We start from the raw sequence: 17,959 nt of genomic DNA on the forward strand, positions 1-17,959 counted from the left end.
ATAAAATACCATATATTAAAAATATAGCACACAATTAATAAAAGATAGAAAGGATGAACCTACAGAATTATAAAATATATTGACTTAGATCTTTATCTTTAACTAGTTTTCCAAGCTTATTATTTACATATTCTACTGTAATGTTTAGATTCTTATCTTCGATCTCTGGAGCATCAAAAGATATTTCTTCTAATAGTTTTTCCATTACAGTATGAAGCCTTCTAGCTCCTATATTCTCTATTTCTTCATTTACTTTGTAAGCAATGTCAGCAATCCTATTTATAGCATTTTCTTCAAAGTTTAAATTCAGACCTTCTGTTTCCATTAGAGCAACATATTGTTTTAGTATAGAGCAGTCAGGCTCTTTAAGAATTCTAACAAAATCTTCAACGACTAGAGATTTTAACTCGACTCTAATAGGCAGTCTTCCTTGAAGTTCAGGTATTAAATCTGAAGGCTTAGCAATGTGGAATGCTCCTGAAGCTATAAACAAGATATGATCAGTTTTAATCATTCCATATTTGGTAGAAACAGTAGAACCTTCTACTAAAGGTAGTAAGTCTCGCTGCACACCTTCACGAGAAACATCTGCTCCAGAGTTACTAGATTTTTTACATACTTTATCTATCTCATCTAAAAAAACTATACCATTTTGCTCAACAGACTCTAAAGCTCTTGCTCTAATATCTTCCTCGTTAACAAGCTTGGAAGCTTCCTCATCTTTTACAAGTTTTAAAGCATCTTTTATTTTAACCTTTTTATTTTTCTTTTTATCACTACTTAAGCTTGAAAAAAGGTCTTGAAGTTGACTTGTCATATCTTCCATACCTGGAGGCCCCATAACTCCAATAGTTTTAGGAGCAGCCGCAACTTCAATCTCTATTTCTTTATCATCAAGTTCACCATTTTGAATTTTCTTTCTAAAGGCTTCTCTTGTTTTACTTTCTTTTTCTTTACGAGATTCACTATCTTGAGCTGGTTCATTTGCAAAGCCAAGCTTAGATTCACTAGCTCTAGCAGGAGGTATTAAAACATCTAGTATTCTTTCTTCAGCTAATTTAGTAGCTTTCTCTACAACTTTTTGCTTAGCGTCTTCTCTCTTCATTTTGACAGCCATTTCAACTAGGTCACGTATTATAGATTCTACATCTTTACCAACATAACCAACTTCTGTAAATTTAGTAGCTTCAACCTTTATGAACGGAGCGTCTGCAAGCTTTGCTAGTCTTCTAGCTATTTCTGTTTTACCAACACCTGTTGGACCAATCATTAAAATATTCTTTGGTGTAACTTCTTGACGCATTTCATCATTAAGTTGCATACGGCGCCATCTGTTTCTAAGAGCAATTGCAACAGCTTTTTTTGCATCATTTTGACCAATAATATGTCTTTCTAGTTCATTAACAATTGCTTTTGGGGTCATTATTTGTGTCATAAAAAGTTATCCTTTTTGTTTATTCTCTAGGCTTTCTATAGTGAAATTATGGTTTGTATATATACAAGTATCAGCTGCTATTGTTAAACTCTTTCTTACAATTTCTTCAGCAGTAAGATCTGTATTTTCAACTAATGCAGTTGCTGCTGATCTAGCATAAGTAGAACCTGAGCCTATGGATATAATATTATTTTTATCTGCCGCCATAACATCTCCAGCACCAGAAATTAGTAAAGATAGGTTTTCATCAGCAACTATTATCATTGCTTCAAGTTTACTAAGCATTCTATCAAGTCTCCATTCACGAACCATTTCGACAGCTGCTCTTTCTAGGTTTCCTTGATAGAACTCTAATTTTTGTTCAAATTTCTCAAAAAGTGTAAAAGCATCAGCGGTAGATCCTGCAAAACCAGTAAGTACTTTACCATTATTCAACTTTCTAACTTTAACAATATTTTCTTTAGCTATCGTATGTCCAAGAGTAGCTTGCCCATCTCCACCTACAACAACTTTATCTCCTTTTCTTACACATAAGATAGTTGTACCTTTCATGTTTTCCATAATCTATGCCTTTCGTTTATTTTATTAGGTTATTAAATCCTTATTTTAATATATGTGGAGCTTGTTTAGATTTTTACAAGTTTTTTAATAAAAAAATCTTTATAATATTGCTAATTATTGGAATAACCTCATAAAAAAAGTGTTAAAAAAGATATATTTTTTTGTAAAGAATAGACCATTTCCGTTTTTTATCCTTTTAGTAGCTATTATTTATTTGTCACTATTAGGATATGCACCTTTATTTGATAGAGATGAAGGCTATTATGTTTCAGTAGCGATGAATATGCATAATTCAGGAGATTTTCTGTTACCTGTTTATAATGGCGCATATTGGTTAGAAAAACCAGTATTACTTTATTGGTTGATGAATGCTTCAATCTATTTATTTGGAGCTACAGTTTTTGCAATGAGGTTACATGCTGCGCTAAGTGGTATCTTATTAATAATATCTATGAGCTTTTTATTAATAAAAATCTTAAAGGATAGAAAGGAGGCTTTAATAATAGCAGCTTCTGTTGCTTTTATGCCTTTAGTAGTTCTGTTAGCTAGAACAAGCATGATAGATATGACATTAACTCTTTTTACTACTTTAACATTATTGACCTTTTTTATTGGTACTGAGTCTGAAGAACCTAAAGATAGGAAATGGTATTATTTTTCATGGGCTTGTATGGGCTTGACTTTTTTTGCAAAAGGACCAGTTGGAATCGCATTTATTTTACCCTCAGTTGGAATATATTTACTTATTCAGAATAAGTTATGGAATGTTATAAAAAGAGTTAATTTTCCAGTGGGTATATTAATTTTTTGTTTAGTTAATTTCTGGTATTTTATAGTCTTTTATAATATGGGAAATAAGTTTTGGAATGATTTTTTCGTTCAACAAATTTTTAATAGAAGCTCAGAAAGTTTAGTTGGAGGGACAGCTATTTTTACAGGCTTGGGAGGAGTGTTTTTTTATATTGGCATTGTATTTTCAACTACTGGAGCATTCATAGCTCTTGCTGTTTCTGGATTGTTCATGAGTTTTAATAAAGAATTTATAAAAAGAAGGACAACCTTTGACAAATTAGCTTTATATTCATCTATCATTTGTATTATAGCTACGATAGTTTTTAGCTTGGCAGCAACTAAACTACCTTATTATATTTTACCGATATATCCTTTTTTAGGGATTTTAGTTGGGTATTTTTGGAGTAATTTTAGTTTAGAGAAAAAATTAAGAAATAATATCAAAAGAGCTTTCTGGACTATTTTTTCATTAAGTACTTTTATATTGGTTTTGGCTGGAATTTTAGTGCCGACAGTAATACTTTTTTTAGATTGGAATAGTATAGTTGTTGCAGGGGAGCTAAATATTAATCCAGTAGAATATGACATTCCATATAGCATACCAATTAATTTATGGTTAGCTTATTTAGTGGCCTTAATAAGTTTATTAACTTTTGTTGGTTTTAGATATTTCTATAAGAAAAATAACTTTTCTTATATGCTTAGGACAATAATCTTAGGAGGCTTTGCTTTAAGTATATCTTCATGTTTTATTTTTAGCTCAATAGTGAATTGGTTACAAAAACCAGCAATAGATATGTCAGAAGCATTAAAAGTAAAAGTATCTAAAGATGCTGAGATTGCTGAGTTTGCATTAGTTAAGCCATCTTTACATTTTTATACAGGCAAAGAAGTAATAAATGAGTATGCTTTTAAAACTGATATTTCAATACATAATAAAGAATTAGGTATAGAGCATTATAGTTTGATTGAAAATCTTAATGAATTTAATAAAAAATTTAAACAAGATTATCCTTATTACTTAATAGTTAGAAAAGGTATTAGTAATTATAAAGATATAAATCGTGCATATAGGGTACAAGAATTTGGACCATATTTATTGTTAGGTAATAAATATGCTTTAGAACAATGGCAAAGTTCTACAAATTAAAATCATTTTTATGATATATTTTTATAGGCTATAAAATATTAAACAAACTTGAGTAAATTATGAATGATTTAAATTTTAGAGAAACACTCTCAGTTGCAAATAGTATTTATAAGAAAGCATTTAAGGTGACTTTCATATTGGCATTTATGTTATCTTTCATATCTGAATATAGTACAGTTTATTTGATGAACCATGGATTGTATGAGTATGTTAAAAGTGGAGGTAAAGATATAGAAAATCTTCCACCAGGAGGAGTTTTAATAGGAATCTTTCTAATTATAATTTTCTCAACCATTTTTGTTTATGGAATGATAGCTTTAGTTCAAGGGCTATTAATGAAAGAAAATGAATTAAAAGCTTTTGATTCGGTGAAAATAGCTTTACAGATTTTTTCTAAAAGAGTTTTTCCTTTTATAGGAGTTTTTCTATTGTCTATGATAGCATTGACAATACTTTCTGCATTTCTTCAATATTTAGGAATATATATTGCAACCTTATTGTTCTTAACAGCGTTACCTGCAGTTATTTTAGGTAGTGAGAATGTCTTTCAGTCAATTTTAAATAATTTTAATGCTATTAGATCAAACTTACTTTATATGCTTAGTCTTGCTTTTATAGTGTTTGCTTTAATACTTGTGAAGCCTATTTTGACTTATGGATTTATATATTTATTACAGAATATGGAGTTTACAAGTAATTCATTAGGTGTTAGTGTACAAAATATTTTTATAACAATAGTTGATTCATTTGTTATCCCTTATATGTTTGCAATAAGTGTTGCAACTTATTTAACAATAAAGAAATAAGTTTCTATAAATCAATTGTTCTCATATCTGTAACAGTCATTCCAGCTTTTAATGCATGAACTAATCCAGGAATGCCATCTTCAAATACATGACATTCATGATAAGGAATATCATATTTATCAGCAATTAAAGTGAATGCTTCTGTAGTATTTTTAGAAGGGTGATCATCATCGGCAGTAATTATTTCATTAAAGAGGTTAGTTATCCCAAGAGCATCAAGTGTCTTGAAGACATTTTTTTTCGTACCACCAGACAAAACAACCATCTTCTTATGATTATAATATTTATTTATAATCTCAATAGCAGGTTTTATGGCTATTCCTTTATCAATATTTTTATTAGTATAAGAAGCTATTTCATTAGCAATATGATTAATTTCTAAGTCACCAAGTTGTTTATATAAATGTTTTAATATATATCTACTAGGCATTCCATGAAAGTTGTCTAGGTTTTCAGTAGTTATATGTAATTTATGAGAAGTTAAAACGGTTTCCCATGCATTTATATGAATAGGCATATTATTTGCAATAGTTCCATCACAATCAAATATTAAAAGTTTAGTATTTTTATTAATTAGGAGCATGAATAAATCTCAGTTATATAATAAGATTGATACTAAAATTATATTGTTATAATCCTAATATTTAAATCTACATTTTTATTATATAAGTATTTAATTTTTTTAGTATAAACAGCTAAAAATATGTTATTCTGTTGAAAGCTATATATCTGCTAACCAAATTTGTATTATTTATTTTTCATTTGGTAAGTATAACTGGGCTTGGACTCTGGCGAATATAGTAATGATAACTATTCAAACAATAGATTAAACATGTTTGATTTTGATAAGAAAGATAAGAGTTCAGGACTCATTTTAAATCCGAGATCAGGCCTTATAAAGTAGAAGAGAAATTTATAATGAAGCTATCTAAAGTTAAATTATTTTTTTTAGGACTCTTTTTAATTAGTAGTACTTATGCTAATGAAGGAGATCAAAAAAATACAGATAGCTTAACTAGTGCTGATACAAAGGCTCTTTTAGAGTTGCAAAAGCAAATCCAGGAGTTACAAGGTGAAATTAGTAGTTATAAAGAAACAGATCCAAGAGCTAATTTTGGGATACCTCCAGCTACTAGCGATGCGGATGGTTTTGTAACCTATAGTTCTAAGGTTGGTCCTGAAGAGGATATAGGAGTAGATAAAATATTAAAAGGTGCTCCAGATGGTAGTGTTATTAGTGATGCTGCTAATGAAGATTTCTTTCAGTATACTATTACTAGTAGTATTGTAAATAGTAAAGGTGGGATTGATGTTTCAGAAGCTGCACCTATCACAACTCAAGGTCAAGTTTCTTATTTAGGTTCGTTCTCCGGTAACAACTCTATTCCAATAGGGCAAATTAGCTCAAACCTTTTTGCTTCAACATTATTAGGTCAAAGAGGAAAATTTGATGATTATTCTGTTTTCTTTGGTGGATTTATTGAGGCGGATGCTCAAGTATGGTTTGGATCTCAAATACCAACAAGAAAAAATAATCGTAGTGCTAATGGGCAAAATATTTATTTAAATTCAGCTAAATTATATTTCCTATCAAATTTAGGACACTATGTGACAGCGCAGTTTGATTTTGATGCGGATGGTGCAGATAATTTCAATGTTGGTAATGCTTTTGTTATATTTGGTAACTTAGATACGTCTCCATGGTTTGTGACTGCAGGTAGAAATAAACTTTCTGTTGGAGCATTTGGTGGCGGTGGTCCATTAACTGCAGGTATTACTAAAAACTTATTCTCTCCAGGTAATGTTACTAACGTTTCATTAAATTATAAAAAAGAAAGGCATAACTTTAATATCGCTGTTTTTGGTGCAGAAAATAAAAATACAAATTCTACTGATGCAGATTTCTCATTAGCATATTTTTATGCTGCTCCAGTTAATGAATATTTAGCTTTAGGTTTTAATGCTGGATATATCTTTAATGGAAGAGGAGCGGGTACCCGTAATTTTGATAATATAACTGATACCGCTAGAGTAGGAGTAGTGAACTCAGATATTAACTTAGCATTTTCAAACATTCTTCCAGGATTATTCCAGATTGGTGCTGGTTGGGCTCAGACAACTAATAGTAGCTCGCAATATAATGGCATGAGCAATACTTATGCAGGTGCTTGGACTGTTCAGGCTAACTATGCTCAGAAGTTAGCAGGTAGAAATACTAACTTTAACGTAAGTTACGGACAAACATATAATGCTAATAATATTCCAATGAAGCTTTCATCACCAGTTATTGGAGATAATGTAACTAGTGGTATAGGTATGTCAAATCAATTAATTTTCTCAGCTCAGAGAGCTTATTTTGATAATAATGTACTATTTGGCCCAGAATACTCTTACCAAAAACTATATAATGGACAATCTACAAATACGATTACATTAGATATGGCTGTTTATGTTTAAATAGTTTATATAATGTTGACATACTAAAGATTTATTAGCACAATTTAAATATACTAATTTGGTATAAATAAAAAATAGACAAAGCATATAATTAACAGGAGGTTTGTTATGGTATTGGTTGGTAAAAAAGCACCTATTTTTAATGCTCCAGCAGTTTTAGGTAATGGAGAAATAGTTGATAACTATGATTTTGCAGCAGAAACTAAAGGTAAGTATGCAGTAATTGTATTTTATCCTCTAGATTTTACTTTTGTATGTCCTTCTGAGCTTATAGCGTTAGATAAAAGAACTGCAAAATTAAAAGAGCTTGGAGTAGAGGTGATTTCTGTATCTATTGATTCTCATTTTACACATAATGCTTGGAGAAATACTCCAATTAATGATGGTGGAATTGGACCAGTTAAATATACAATGGTAGCTGATATAGCACAAACAATAGTAAAAGACTATGATGTTCAAGCTGAAGGCGGTATGGCTTATAGAGGGACTTTCTTGATTGATAAAGAAGGTGTTGTTCGTCATCAAGTAGTTAATGATCTACCTTTAGGAAGAAATATGGATGAAGTTATAAGAATGGTAGAAGCATTACAATTTCATGAGCAGTATGGTGAAGTATGCCCTGCTGGTTGGAATAAAGGCGATGAAGGTATGAAAGCATCTCCTAACGGCGTTGCTGAATATCTAGCAGGCCATTCTAAAGATTTATAATTTTATAAAATTTAATAAAATAAATTCTATTTTAATTTATCTGTTCTAAAAATTGAGAAATCGATCAACTATCTATATCATATATGTGATTTAATTTTTCTAAAGCTGTATAAATGAGATTTTTCCTAAAGTTATTAACTTTATTTATCTTTGTTGGAGGAATTGTTTATGCAGAAACCAAATCTAATAAAGCTACAGAGGTAGAGGATATCAATACAGAAGCAGTTTTATTAAAGGATGATAAAAAAGATTCACAAAATGAAAAAGAAAATATTTCCGCTTTAGATACTGTAGAAATGTATGAAGGAGAGGCATTAGTTCCTGGAAGTACATTTGATATAGGGCAAACTATTTTAAATACTCTAAATATTAATAAGGTACAAATTCCTTTTTTCTCTGGAGGAATTGATAATAATGTTGTCTTATCTCAAGCTATGATGAATACACAGCAAGAAACGGGAGATCCTTTATTTATACTATTGTCTAGACAAAATGGTCTTTTAAAAGATGATACATTGTATTTAGGTGGAGATGCTGCTTTTTTGCCAACCTGGGGCATTCAAAAAGGAAATAATGAACAAGATTTTAATTCAATAAATAATTATCAGCTGGAGTATTATTTATTAAGTACTCTAGGAGATTGGACATCTGTATTTGCTTCGTTATCAACATATACTACTAATGGTAGTTGGACAGTTGCCCCAGGAGGAGTGTATTTTATTTTAGGTAATTTAAAAGAGTCTCCTTTTTATACTTATGCAGCACTATCAACAGTCAACTTTGGTAACTTTGATATCTCTTCGAACTATATGCAAACCTTTACAAGATTGTATTTTATGCAATCAGGAGGAAACGTTAATTTATCGTATAATAGAGATGGTGTACAGGCAAACTTTGTTTTTCTTGGGCCAACTAATAGTGGGTTATTAAGTGTTGCAAATGCTTATGAAGGATCTGCAAAACTAGGCTATTCTATTAATTTAAAGTATACTCATGATATGGAGCAAGTTGGAGATTATTGGTATGCAGGAGCTGCTTACTCAAACGTTTCAGGCTTTGCTACACAGAATAATGGCAATGTAGGAGTTGTAGATTTTAACTTTGGAATAAACGTTGATAGATTTAACTTTATTAATGAATTTGTCTTTACTGATAGTGGAGTTTCTCAAATTACAGATAATTCGTCATCATTTCAATTGAGAGAGGGTTTTACCTCCTCTATATTTCCAGCACTTAGTCAAAGTAGCTTTTTAACAGGAGGAAGCAGAATTTATTCATGGAGTTCACAATTGGATTATACAATAGATTTCTATGATAAGAGTTTAATTCCATATATCAGTTACTCTCAAATTCAACAAAATACTAAAAATTATGGAGCAACTGTTGATACAGGTTTTAGATATAACGCTTTTGCAGACGCATGGTTAGGTTTTGGTTATGCTTATGTAACAGCAACGGCTAATGATGTTGTACAAAAAGATAACTTATTATCTATCTATTTTAGAATATTTATATAAATAAGGATTTATAAATAAATGCAGTTTAGAGTTTTTTTATTTTTATTTTTTTTGATTAGCTTAGCGGCGGCTTATGAAATTGATGAAAATGGAAAAGAAATTATAGTCACAGATAAAAATGCAGTTAATGCAGTAGATGATATCGAAATGCAAGAAGGCGAGTCGCTTACAAATCAACAAGTTGTTAATATAGTAAAATATGTAGAAGCAAAAGATCAACATAAGAAAACAGATATAAATATTTCTGATGATTAAAAATATACTATTAGTACTACTATTTACATTATTTAGTTTTAGAATTCTAAATGCATATGAAATTAATGCTGTAGATGGCGTCGTAGTAAATAATACTTATCCTAAAGGATCATTAGAATATAAAGTAGCAAGGTTAAACTCAAATGCTCAAAGAAGATTGTTTATCAGAATAGCAAACAATTCTGATAATAGTGAAAAAGATAATTCTACAAAAGTAAAAGAGGATAATTCATCAACAACTGTAAATAATAATACAAAAAATATTTCTGAAAAATCTAATCAACTAACTTCTAATAAAACAATAACAGAGGTAGATAATCAAACAGCAAATGCTCCTAAAAAAATAGGGCAAATAGCCTCTAGTGACACACCGATAGCAGATAGTAGTACAAAAGGTGTTAGTAAAGAAACACTACAAACTGCTGCCAAAGATGCATCAACAGCAGTTGATAGTTTAGAGATGCAAGAGGGTCAGTCTCTTACAGATTCTCAGAGAAAAGCTCTCCAAACCACAGCTTTCCAGAGAAAAATGAATCAAGCTTTAGATATTGATGCCTTAAAATTTAAATATTTTAATGGTTTTAAATTAAGTGAGACATTATCTCATGCAATGCTAAACGTCCAGCAAGATACAGGTGATCCATTGTTTATGCTGGAAGCAAGACAGCAGGGTATTTTAGAAGATGATTATATATATTTTGGTGCAAAGTTAGCAGCACTTGGTTGGATGGATGTGAGTCCAGTTCCTCCTGGTGCTACAGCTAAAAGCTTCAGTTATGCTGTGAATGCTTATGTAGCTTCGACTATATCACCATGGTTTACAAGCTTATTAGGTTTTTCACTATATTCTAGTGATGAACGAAAATTAAATTTTGATCCAAATACTATATATTTAATATTAGGTAACTTATCAGAATCACCATATTTTGGTTATGCGGCAATATCAACAGTTATGTTTGGAAACTTTGATATTGTATCAAACTATGTTCCTACAGTGACTAGACAGTACTTTATGCAATCTGGGGGTAATGTAAACATTTCTTACCATACAGACTCACTACATTTAAATGGAGTTATATTAACTACTAATAATAGTCTTCCTTATTTAGGGACAACAAATGCGGGGACAAATAGTGGCGTTGGATTTAGCTTAAATTCTAAGTATGTATATGAGATGGAAACAGTTGGTGATTATCAGTTTTTTGGAGCGGCCTATACAAATGCTACTGGATTTAAAGGGAAAGGTAATAGCGATGTTGGGGCTTTTGATATTAACTACGGACTTAGTTACTCAAAAATAAACTTTGAGACAGAAGCTTTAATTACCGATAGCGGAGTTATAGGATTAAATGATTCATCAGCACTATCGCCAAAGAATGTTGCAGGAGCTCCGTTCTTTGGGTCAATAAAACCAAGTACTGGTATTCTTCTGGATAATTATATGAGTGGAGGAGGGCCTGTTGCTACTTGGGCTTTAAATTTAAGTTATACAGCAGAAGTATTTGGAAGAAGCTTAATTCCTTTTATAGATTACTCTCATGTTTTTCAAGATACTCATAACTATGCTTATAACTATGGTGCCGGTGTTAGGTATATTTTATTTCAAGGGTCTTGGTTAGGGCTTGATTATGCGAATTTAACAACTAGAAGTCCAAATATAAAAGAATCACAAAACTATTTAAATGTAAACTTTACTGTGTATATTTAGGCTTATACCTAAACTAGATACTTCTTTTAAGCATTAATACTAATTGTTATAATCTATAACATAATACTTATAATCTTAACTTTAAATGGCAAGACAAGTTTTTATTGATACAGAAACCACAGGCTTTGATTTTAAAATAGGAAATAGAATCATTGAGTTTGGCGCTGTAGAAGTCATAGATAGGCGCCTTACAGGCAGAACCTTACATTTTTACTGTAATCCTAATTATGAAGTTGAAGCTGGGGCTTTAGCTGTTCATGGACTAACCAATGAATTTTTGGCAGATAAACCATTATTTGGTGAGAAAGTAGATGAAATGATAGGGTTTCTTAAAGACTCTGAAGTTATAATACATAATGCTGCATTTGATGTTCCTTTTATAAACTGGGAGCTTAGTTTATTAAAGAATAATAAATGGGGAATTTTAGAAAGTCATGTGGCTAAAATAACAGATAGTTTAGAGGTTGCTAAAAAGAAGCATCCGTTACAAAAAAATAATCTAGATGCACTATGTAAAAGATATCATATAAGAAATGATCACCGAAAGTTTCATGGAGCTTTGCTTGACTCAGAGCTTTTAGCGGATGTTTATCTAGCAATGACAGGTGGGCAGACATATCTATCTTTACAAAACTCACATAATCTTACAGAAGTTGAAGTTGAAGTTGATATTGATTTAGAGTCGGTAAATTTAAGATGCCTTTCATCTGAGGTAACAAATAATATAGATCATCAGAACTATTTAAAAAAAATCTTAAAATTAGAGAATGCTTTATGGTAGAAACTGAGCTATTTTTATTTAAAGAAGCAAAGCCTGAAGATCTTATACTAATTGGTAAAGATTTTTTTGGTAGAGATGTGCATCTTGATAAAAACACAGAAATAGCTTGGAATAAAATGTATCAGGCTGCTAAGCAGGATAATGTAGAGCTTTTTATTGTTTCTGGTTTTAGAAGTTATGAGTATCAGCAAGGTATCATAAATAGGAAATTAGCAAAAGGTATACCTTTAGAGGAAATAAAAAAAGTTAATGCATTGCCAGGAATGAGCGAGCATCATACTGGTCGAGCAATAGACTTTACAACAGTGGGTGAAGATGAGGTTTTAACAGAGAGATTTGAAGAAACGGTAGCTTTTGAGTGGTTGACTAAGAATGCTCATAAATATGGTTTTAAAATGAGTTTTCCTCGTGATAATAAATATGGTTTTATATATGAGCCATGGCATTGGTGTTACAACTATTAGGTTTTATATGAAAGTTTTAAAAAAGATTTTTTATGTTGGGAGTTTTATTTCTTTAGTAAGCTGTAGTACCTATGATGATACTGAAAAAGAAGTAGCTAAACCTTTTACAAATTCAACCTATCCTGAATTAATGCAACCAATTAGACAAAGTGTTGTAGATGCAGATGTTTCAGGTGCATTAGATTCATATAAGAAAAATATCTCAGATAATCCTGAGATAGAGATATTAGATGATTTAGAAATAGCTAGGTTAGAGCAATTAAATGATAATTTTGAGACTTCTATAAAAACTTATAGTAAAGCAATAGATACGATTCCTAAAACTAATGATCAAATAGAGGATGATGCAAAAGAGGTTATTTTAAATAAAGACACTTATGATTATTATGAAAATAAGGTTAAATATAGTATTCCAGATTATTCAATAACATTTTTGTATACATATCAAGCTTTAAACTATCTTAAGAGTCATGATTTAAAGAAAGCATTAGAGACCTTAAAAGGCTTAGATTATGCTAAAAATTGGCTTGATGAACAAGATATGATATCTGCAGGAATGAGAGAACTAGGAAAAGACTATTTTAATAGATATGAAGTGTCTACACAAACTTTAGGTTTAAAATATTTTGATGATTTAAATAAGATGGTAACTTTTACAAAAAGGGTTCCAGATGCTTATGGAAATCCTCTTAGTTATTATTTAAAAGCAATGCTAATAGAAGCAACCTCTAAAGATTATGAATCAGCTTTAGATGAAATAAATAATGCAAGAAAGTATACATTAGGAAATAAATCTCTTGAGAGAACAGCTTTGGAATATAAAAGAGCTGTATATCATCAATTATCTCCTTTCCCTATGGGTATGGGCAGGATCGTTATTTTATATGAGCAAAGTTTTATAAATGCGCGCCAAAAGACTAAAACAAAATTAGATTTAGGTGATTTAGGTCTTATAAATTTTAGTTTTCCATTCTATTCTCCAGATTATGATTTTTTATCTCCAGTTAAAGTTGTAATTTCTGATGAAAAAGATAATAAGTTATTAGAGACTCAAACTGAGATCTTAATGGATACAACTTTATATTCTATGAAATCTTTAGTAGAGGAATACTCTAGAATACTTACGAAAAATGTTCTTATTGAGCTTGCAAAACAATCATATGATAAAAATGCTAAAGGATTAGGAGGACTTCTAGGTAATCATTTAAAATTTGATTTATCAAAAACCGAGCCTAAGAGAGCAGATCTTAGAAGTTGGCTTTTATTACCTAATAGTATTCAATTATTTGAGCAAGTCGCAGATAGTGGAAAATACATAATAATAGTAAATAATATTCGTCAAAAGATTAGAATAGAGCAGGGTAAAACTACATTAGTTTGGATTGTTGATATTGGAAAATTCAAAAAAGTATTTTATTTTATAATTTAGTTTCTTAAAGGTTTTTCTTATGTATTGTATAAATTGTGGGAACGAGATAGAAGAATCTAGTCTTAAATGCAATGTATGTGGCGCTAAAAGAGCAGATGTGAAAACTTTTAGTTGGCTAGGTTTCTTTTTTGGTTTATTTTATTATGCTGGGAAAAATATTAAAAAAGCATGTTTAATTTATATAGTATATTTATTTATAACTTTTACATTAGATTACTTTTTTATCAATAATATTATTTATTCTTCTTTATCTGGACTGCTTTACTTTACTGTATTAGGAGTCTATATTGGAGTCGCTGTAACTAAAGAACCAAGTTTTAGAAAAAAAGAATTTAATTGGTTTCATGCTAATGTATTTGCTTTAATAATATTTATAATAAGCTTTAGCTATCAAATTTATACTTTTAAAGAAGTTCATCCTCAGGAGTATCAAGCATTAATACAGTTTATAGATTTAAAGAATTAAAGTAGTGTGTTTAATATGCTTCATCCCAAGCACCGGTTAACCCAGCAACTTCATATTCAGTTACTCTATTTTCAAAGAAGTTAGTATGATCTGCTCCATTAAGTATCCACTCTAACCAACCTAAAGGGTTTTTTTCAATATTATAAATTTCTTTTAAGCCTAATTGAGTAAGCCTTCTATCTGTAATGTGACGAATATATTTTTTTACTTCACTAGCTTCTAAACCTTCGATAGTACCAAGCTCATATGCTAGATCAATAAATTTATCTTCTAGTTCTACAGCTTTACTAGCCATTAGATAAATTTCTTTTTTAAAGTTATTGTCTACAATATAAGGATTCTCCTGACAGAATATTCTAAATAAAGCTGCATTTCCTTCAACGTGCATTGATTCATCGCGAATAGACCATTCTACAACTTTTCCCATACCTTTCATTTTTCCAAATCTTTGGAAATTTAATAGCATTGCAAAAGATGCAAATAATGCAACTCCTTCATTAAATACAGTTTTTGCTAAACATAGACCTAAGCCACGAGAAGTATTTGGATCAGCATCCATCATAAACTCAATCTTATCTGTCATGGCTTTATATTCTAAGAATGCATGATATTCAGAGTCTGGAAGGCCTAGAGTATCATTAAGTAGAGCATAGGCTCTTTGATGTATGCCTTCTCGAGCTGCGAAAGATCCAAGCATGTTTCTAACTTCATTATTTTTGAATTTTGGTATGAACTGATCATAATAATTTTGCCCAACAGCAACATCTGATTGAGTGAATAGTCTTAGAATATTGGTAATATATTCTTTTTCAACTTTTGAGATTTTTCCATTTTTCCAATCAGTAACATCTTCAGATAAATCTATTTCATCTTCAATCCAGTGAGCTTTTTCATGCTTAACAGTAAGGTCTACAGCCCATGGGTAACTAAATGGTTTATAAGTTTTAGAAAATGAAGTTAAAGAAGATCCTTTAACCATGGAGATTATTTCTGCAGCTCTTTCCATAAGGTTATCGTAGCCACCAATATGAACATCTCCAACAAATATTTGAGGAACAGTTCTTATATGTTCTTCAATCAAAAGAATATTTTCATTAACCTTATCATAGAAAGCTTTTCTTTCTGTATCATCATCAAGTAATACTTGAGTAAAAGGAATATTATTAGCTCCAAACCAGCTCTTAGCTAAATTGCAAAAAGGGCAGTTTGTTTTGGTGAAAATTTTTACATCCATAATTTAACCTATTTCTTTTTTAAGATACTGTCAGCGTTAGCTCTTAAATCGTCAAATCCACCAATATGTTCATCATTTATAAAGATTTGAGGCACTGTTCGAATCTGTTTTCTTACTTTTCCACTTTTATTCATTTCATCATAAAAGTTAACTCTTTCTTGATAATTATCTAACTTAATTTCATCAAAGCTAATATTGTTATCATTAAACCATTGTTTGGCTCCGATACAAAAGGGACAGCTAGTAGTTGTATATATTTTAACTTTCATAATTTTTTATTAGCCCTCGCATGCAACACATTCGCTTTGAGACTGTTGTAATTCTGTGAATTCAACTAATCTCTCTCTTTCAACTTTTTTAGAAATATTTTCTGCTCTATTAGATGTTTCAGTTCTTAAGTAATAAAGTCCCTTACAACCGTATTTCCAAGCATTAAAGTGAACTTTATGTAAATAAGCTCTAGATGCGCCTGCTGGGAAAAATATATTCAAAGATTGTCCTTGGCATAAATATCTTTGTCTTTCTCCACCTAGATGAACTAGCCAGTCTTGATCCATTTCTATAGCAGTTTTAAACACAGCTTTAATTTTATCATTTAAAAAAGGTAAATGCTGTACTGAGCCACCATTAGTAATAATAGAGGACCATACTTCTTCAATATTTTTACCAATTTTTTCTAACTCCTCTTCCAAATATTTATTTTTGGTTAGGTGAGAACCAACTCTTGTTCTTGATGTAAAGGCATTGGCCTTCCAAGGTTCTATACTAGGAGAGGTATTTAATATTAAAGAACTATTAGCATTAGGAGCTATTGCTAATAAATGAGCATTTCTACGACCTGATCCAACCATATCAGGAGCTTCTCCTTTTTCTTTTCCAAGAATAAAAGTTTCTTCAAGAGCTTGCTCTTTTATAGTGCTAAATATCTCATCATTAATTTTTTTAGCTTCTATAGATTCAAAAGGAATTCTATGTTTTTGTAAATATGAGTGGAATCCCATAGCGCCCAGACCTAGACTTCTTTCTCTAGAAGCACTAAATCGAGCTTTTGAAATTTCATCACCAGCATGATCTATAAAAAACTGTAATACGTTATCTAAGAATCTTATTAAGTCTTTGATAAGAGTTGAGTCCTTCCATTCATCATATTTTTCAAGGTTCACAGAAGACAAACAACAAACAGCTGTGCGACTTTCATCTGTAACTAAATGAATTTCATTACATAAGTTTGAACCTTTTATCGTTAATCCTAAGTCTTTCTGAGATTGAGGTAATGCTCTATTAGCAGTGTCAATAAAGTTTAAATATGGTTCGCCAGTACGGTACCTGGTTTCTAAAAGTGTTTCCCATAATTTACGTGCTTTGACAACATCTCTAACTGTATGATCATCTGGGTCAACAAGTTTAAAGTCCGAATCATTAGCTACAGCTTCCATAAACTTATCTGTTAAGTTTACGGCATGATGTAAATTAAGACATTTTCTATTTACATCTCCTGTAGGAACTCTCAGGCTTATAAATTCAACTATATCAGGATGTGATATATCCATGTATGCTGCATATGAACCTTTACGAGTTTTTCCTTGCCTATATGCAACCATATCAGCATCTACTGTGTGCATAAAAGGTATAGGCCCAGGAGCTTTGTCCGATACGGATCTAATATTAGACCAGTGTCCACCAACACCACCACCTTTAACTGATAACCATCTAAGCTCAGAAGAGTGTTCAATTAATCCTTCAAGTGAGTCTGGCACATATGATAAAAAACAACTAATAGGTAATGATTTTACTTTAGCTCCTGGTAGAGGAGCATTTGATAAAACAGGTGATGCAAACATAAACCAACCGTTAGCAGCAGCATCATAAATTCTTTGAGCAAGATTCATGTCTCCAAAGGAATAAGCTTCAGCAGCTCTAGCAAAGGCATATTGAGGAGAAGGCTCTCCTTTTAGACAGTAATAATTCGTAAGTAATTGTCTAGCTTGTTCGGATAGATATTGGTCTTTTGAAATATCTATATTAACACCAAGATAGTTTTCTTTAGTCATAAAAGTATTACCTTAAATTGATTAAGTATTTTTTATCAAGATTAACAAATACTAAGCTAGTATAGTTTTCTTGAGCTATTCTAAAATTCTATCAATTTTTTTACAATTTAAAACATTAAATAGTTAAATATTAGACTTGACTTTA

The 17,959-nt window shown here is 30.6% G+C and carries 17 protein-coding genes; 11 read left to right on the forward strand and 6 right to left on the reverse strand.

The features are described from left to right. Nucleotides 1–67 precede the first annotated feature (67 nt). Nucleotides 68–1,435 (reverse strand): ATP-dependent protease ATPase subunit HslU, encoded by a 1,368-nt coding sequence (gene hslU, locus DNK87_RS00385; protein ID WP_119330752.1) that lies wholly within the window; start codon nucleotides 1,433–1,435, stop codon nucleotides 68–70. 6 nt (nucleotides 1,436–1,441) lie between these two features. Next, nucleotides 1,442–1,996 carry an ATP-dependent protease subunit HslV gene (gene hslV / locus DNK87_RS00390; protein ID WP_119330751.1) on the reverse strand — a complete coding sequence of 185 codons (555 nt, stop codon included), beginning with the start codon at nucleotides 1,994–1,996 and terminating at the stop codon, nucleotides 1,442–1,444. A gap of 139 nt (nucleotides 1,997–2,135) precedes the next feature. Between hslV and DNK87_RS00395 the strand changes: the two genes are divergently transcribed. Next, a complete protein-coding gene (locus DNK87_RS00395) occupies nucleotides 2,136–3,938 on the forward strand; it encodes an ArnT family glycosyltransferase (protein ID WP_119330750.1) in 1,803 nt (600 codons plus the stop codon). A 59-nt stretch (nucleotides 3,939–3,997) separates the two neighbouring features. Next, nucleotides 3,998–4,744, forward strand: coding sequence for a hypothetical protein (locus tag DNK87_RS00400; protein WP_119330749.1), 747 nt, complete (start codon nucleotides 3,998–4,000; stop codon nucleotides 4,742–4,744). Nucleotides 4,745–4,748: 4 nt separating this feature from the next. Here the strand turns inward: DNK87_RS00400 and DNK87_RS00405 are convergent, their stop codons facing one another. Then, nucleotides 4,749–5,327, reverse strand: a complete 579-nt coding sequence (locus DNK87_RS00405) for an HAD family hydrolase (RefSeq protein WP_119330748.1) — start codon at nucleotides 5,325–5,327, stop codon at nucleotides 4,749–4,751. Nucleotides 5,328–5,662: 335 nt separating this feature from the next. Between DNK87_RS00405 and DNK87_RS00410 the strand changes: the two genes are divergently transcribed. From DNK87_RS00410 to DNK87_RS00450, 9 genes are all read left to right on the forward strand, one after another. After that, a complete protein-coding gene (locus tag DNK87_RS00410) occupies nucleotides 5,663–7,201 on the forward strand; it encodes a DUF3573 domain-containing protein (RefSeq protein WP_119330747.1) in 1,539 nt (512 codons plus the stop codon). Nucleotides 7,202–7,309: 108 nt separating this feature from the next. Then, nucleotides 7,310–7,909: a peroxiredoxin gene (locus tag DNK87_RS00415; protein WP_119330746.1), complete on the forward strand. Its 600-nt coding sequence runs from the start codon at nucleotides 7,310–7,312 to the stop codon at nucleotides 7,907–7,909. 113 nt (nucleotides 7,910–8,022) lie between these two features. Beyond that, nucleotides 8,023–9,426, forward strand: a complete 1,404-nt coding sequence (locus tag DNK87_RS00420; protein ID WP_244614578.1) for a hypothetical protein — start codon at nucleotides 8,023–8,025, stop codon at nucleotides 9,424–9,426. Between the two features lie 18 nt (nucleotides 9,427–9,444). Continuing rightward, complete coding sequence (locus tag DNK87_RS00425; protein WP_119330745.1) at nucleotides 9,445–9,681, forward strand: hypothetical protein; 237 nt, start codon at nucleotides 9,445–9,447, stop codon at nucleotides 9,679–9,681. Further along, nucleotides 9,674–11,389 carry a hypothetical protein gene (locus tag DNK87_RS08970; RefSeq protein WP_244614579.1) on the forward strand — a complete coding sequence of 572 codons (1,716 nt, stop codon included), beginning with the start codon at nucleotides 9,674–9,676 and terminating at the stop codon, nucleotides 11,387–11,389. The genes DNK87_RS00425 and DNK87_RS08970 overlap by 8 nt, the downstream gene beginning before the upstream one ends. A gap of 85 nt (nucleotides 11,390–11,474) precedes the next feature. After that, entirely contained in the window at nucleotides 11,475–12,170 is a 696-nt protein-coding gene (gene dnaQ / locus DNK87_RS00435; RefSeq protein ID WP_119330744.1) for a DNA polymerase III subunit epsilon, read from the forward strand. Continuing rightward, a complete protein-coding gene (locus DNK87_RS00440) occupies nucleotides 12,164–12,634 on the forward strand; it encodes a M15 family metallopeptidase (protein WP_119330743.1) in 471 nt (156 codons plus the stop codon). Before dnaQ ends, DNK87_RS00440 begins: the two co-directional genes overlap by 7 nt. A 7-nt stretch (nucleotides 12,635–12,641) precedes the next feature. Further along, nucleotides 12,642–14,063, forward strand: coding sequence for a COG3014 family protein (locus DNK87_RS00445; RefSeq protein ID WP_119330742.1), 1,422 nt, complete (start codon nucleotides 12,642–12,644; stop codon nucleotides 14,061–14,063). Between the two features lie 19 nt (nucleotides 14,064–14,082). Next, nucleotides 14,083–14,529, forward strand: coding sequence for a zinc ribbon domain-containing protein (locus tag DNK87_RS00450; RefSeq protein WP_119330741.1), 447 nt, complete (start codon nucleotides 14,083–14,085; stop codon nucleotides 14,527–14,529). 10 nt (nucleotides 14,530–14,539) lie between these two features. Here DNK87_RS00450 and DNK87_RS00455 read toward each other — a convergent pair whose 3' ends face one another. The 3 genes from DNK87_RS00455 to DNK87_RS00465 are packed head-to-tail and all read right to left on the reverse strand — an operon-like array spanning nucleotide 14,540 to nucleotide 17,814. Continuing rightward, nucleotides 14,540–15,763, reverse strand: coding sequence for a ribonucleotide-diphosphate reductase subunit beta (locus DNK87_RS00455; protein WP_377654162.1), 1,224 nt, complete (start codon nucleotides 15,761–15,763; stop codon nucleotides 14,540–14,542). 8 nt (nucleotides 15,764–15,771) lie between these two features. Then, nucleotides 15,772–16,032: a glutaredoxin gene (locus tag DNK87_RS00460; protein ID WP_119330739.1), complete on the reverse strand. Its 261-nt coding sequence runs from the start codon at nucleotides 16,030–16,032 to the stop codon at nucleotides 15,772–15,774. A 9-nt stretch (nucleotides 16,033–16,041) separates the two neighbouring features. Next, entirely contained in the window at nucleotides 16,042–17,814 is a 1,773-nt protein-coding gene (locus DNK87_RS00465; protein ID WP_119330738.1) for a ribonucleoside-diphosphate reductase subunit alpha, read from the reverse strand. Between the last annotated feature and the right edge of the window lie 145 nt (nucleotides 17,815–17,959).

The sequence above is a fragment of the Pseudofrancisella aestuarii genome (assembly GCF_003574475.2).
GTDB classification, from domain to species: Bacteria; Pseudomonadota; Gammaproteobacteria; order Francisellales; family Francisellaceae; genus Francisella; species Francisella aestuarii.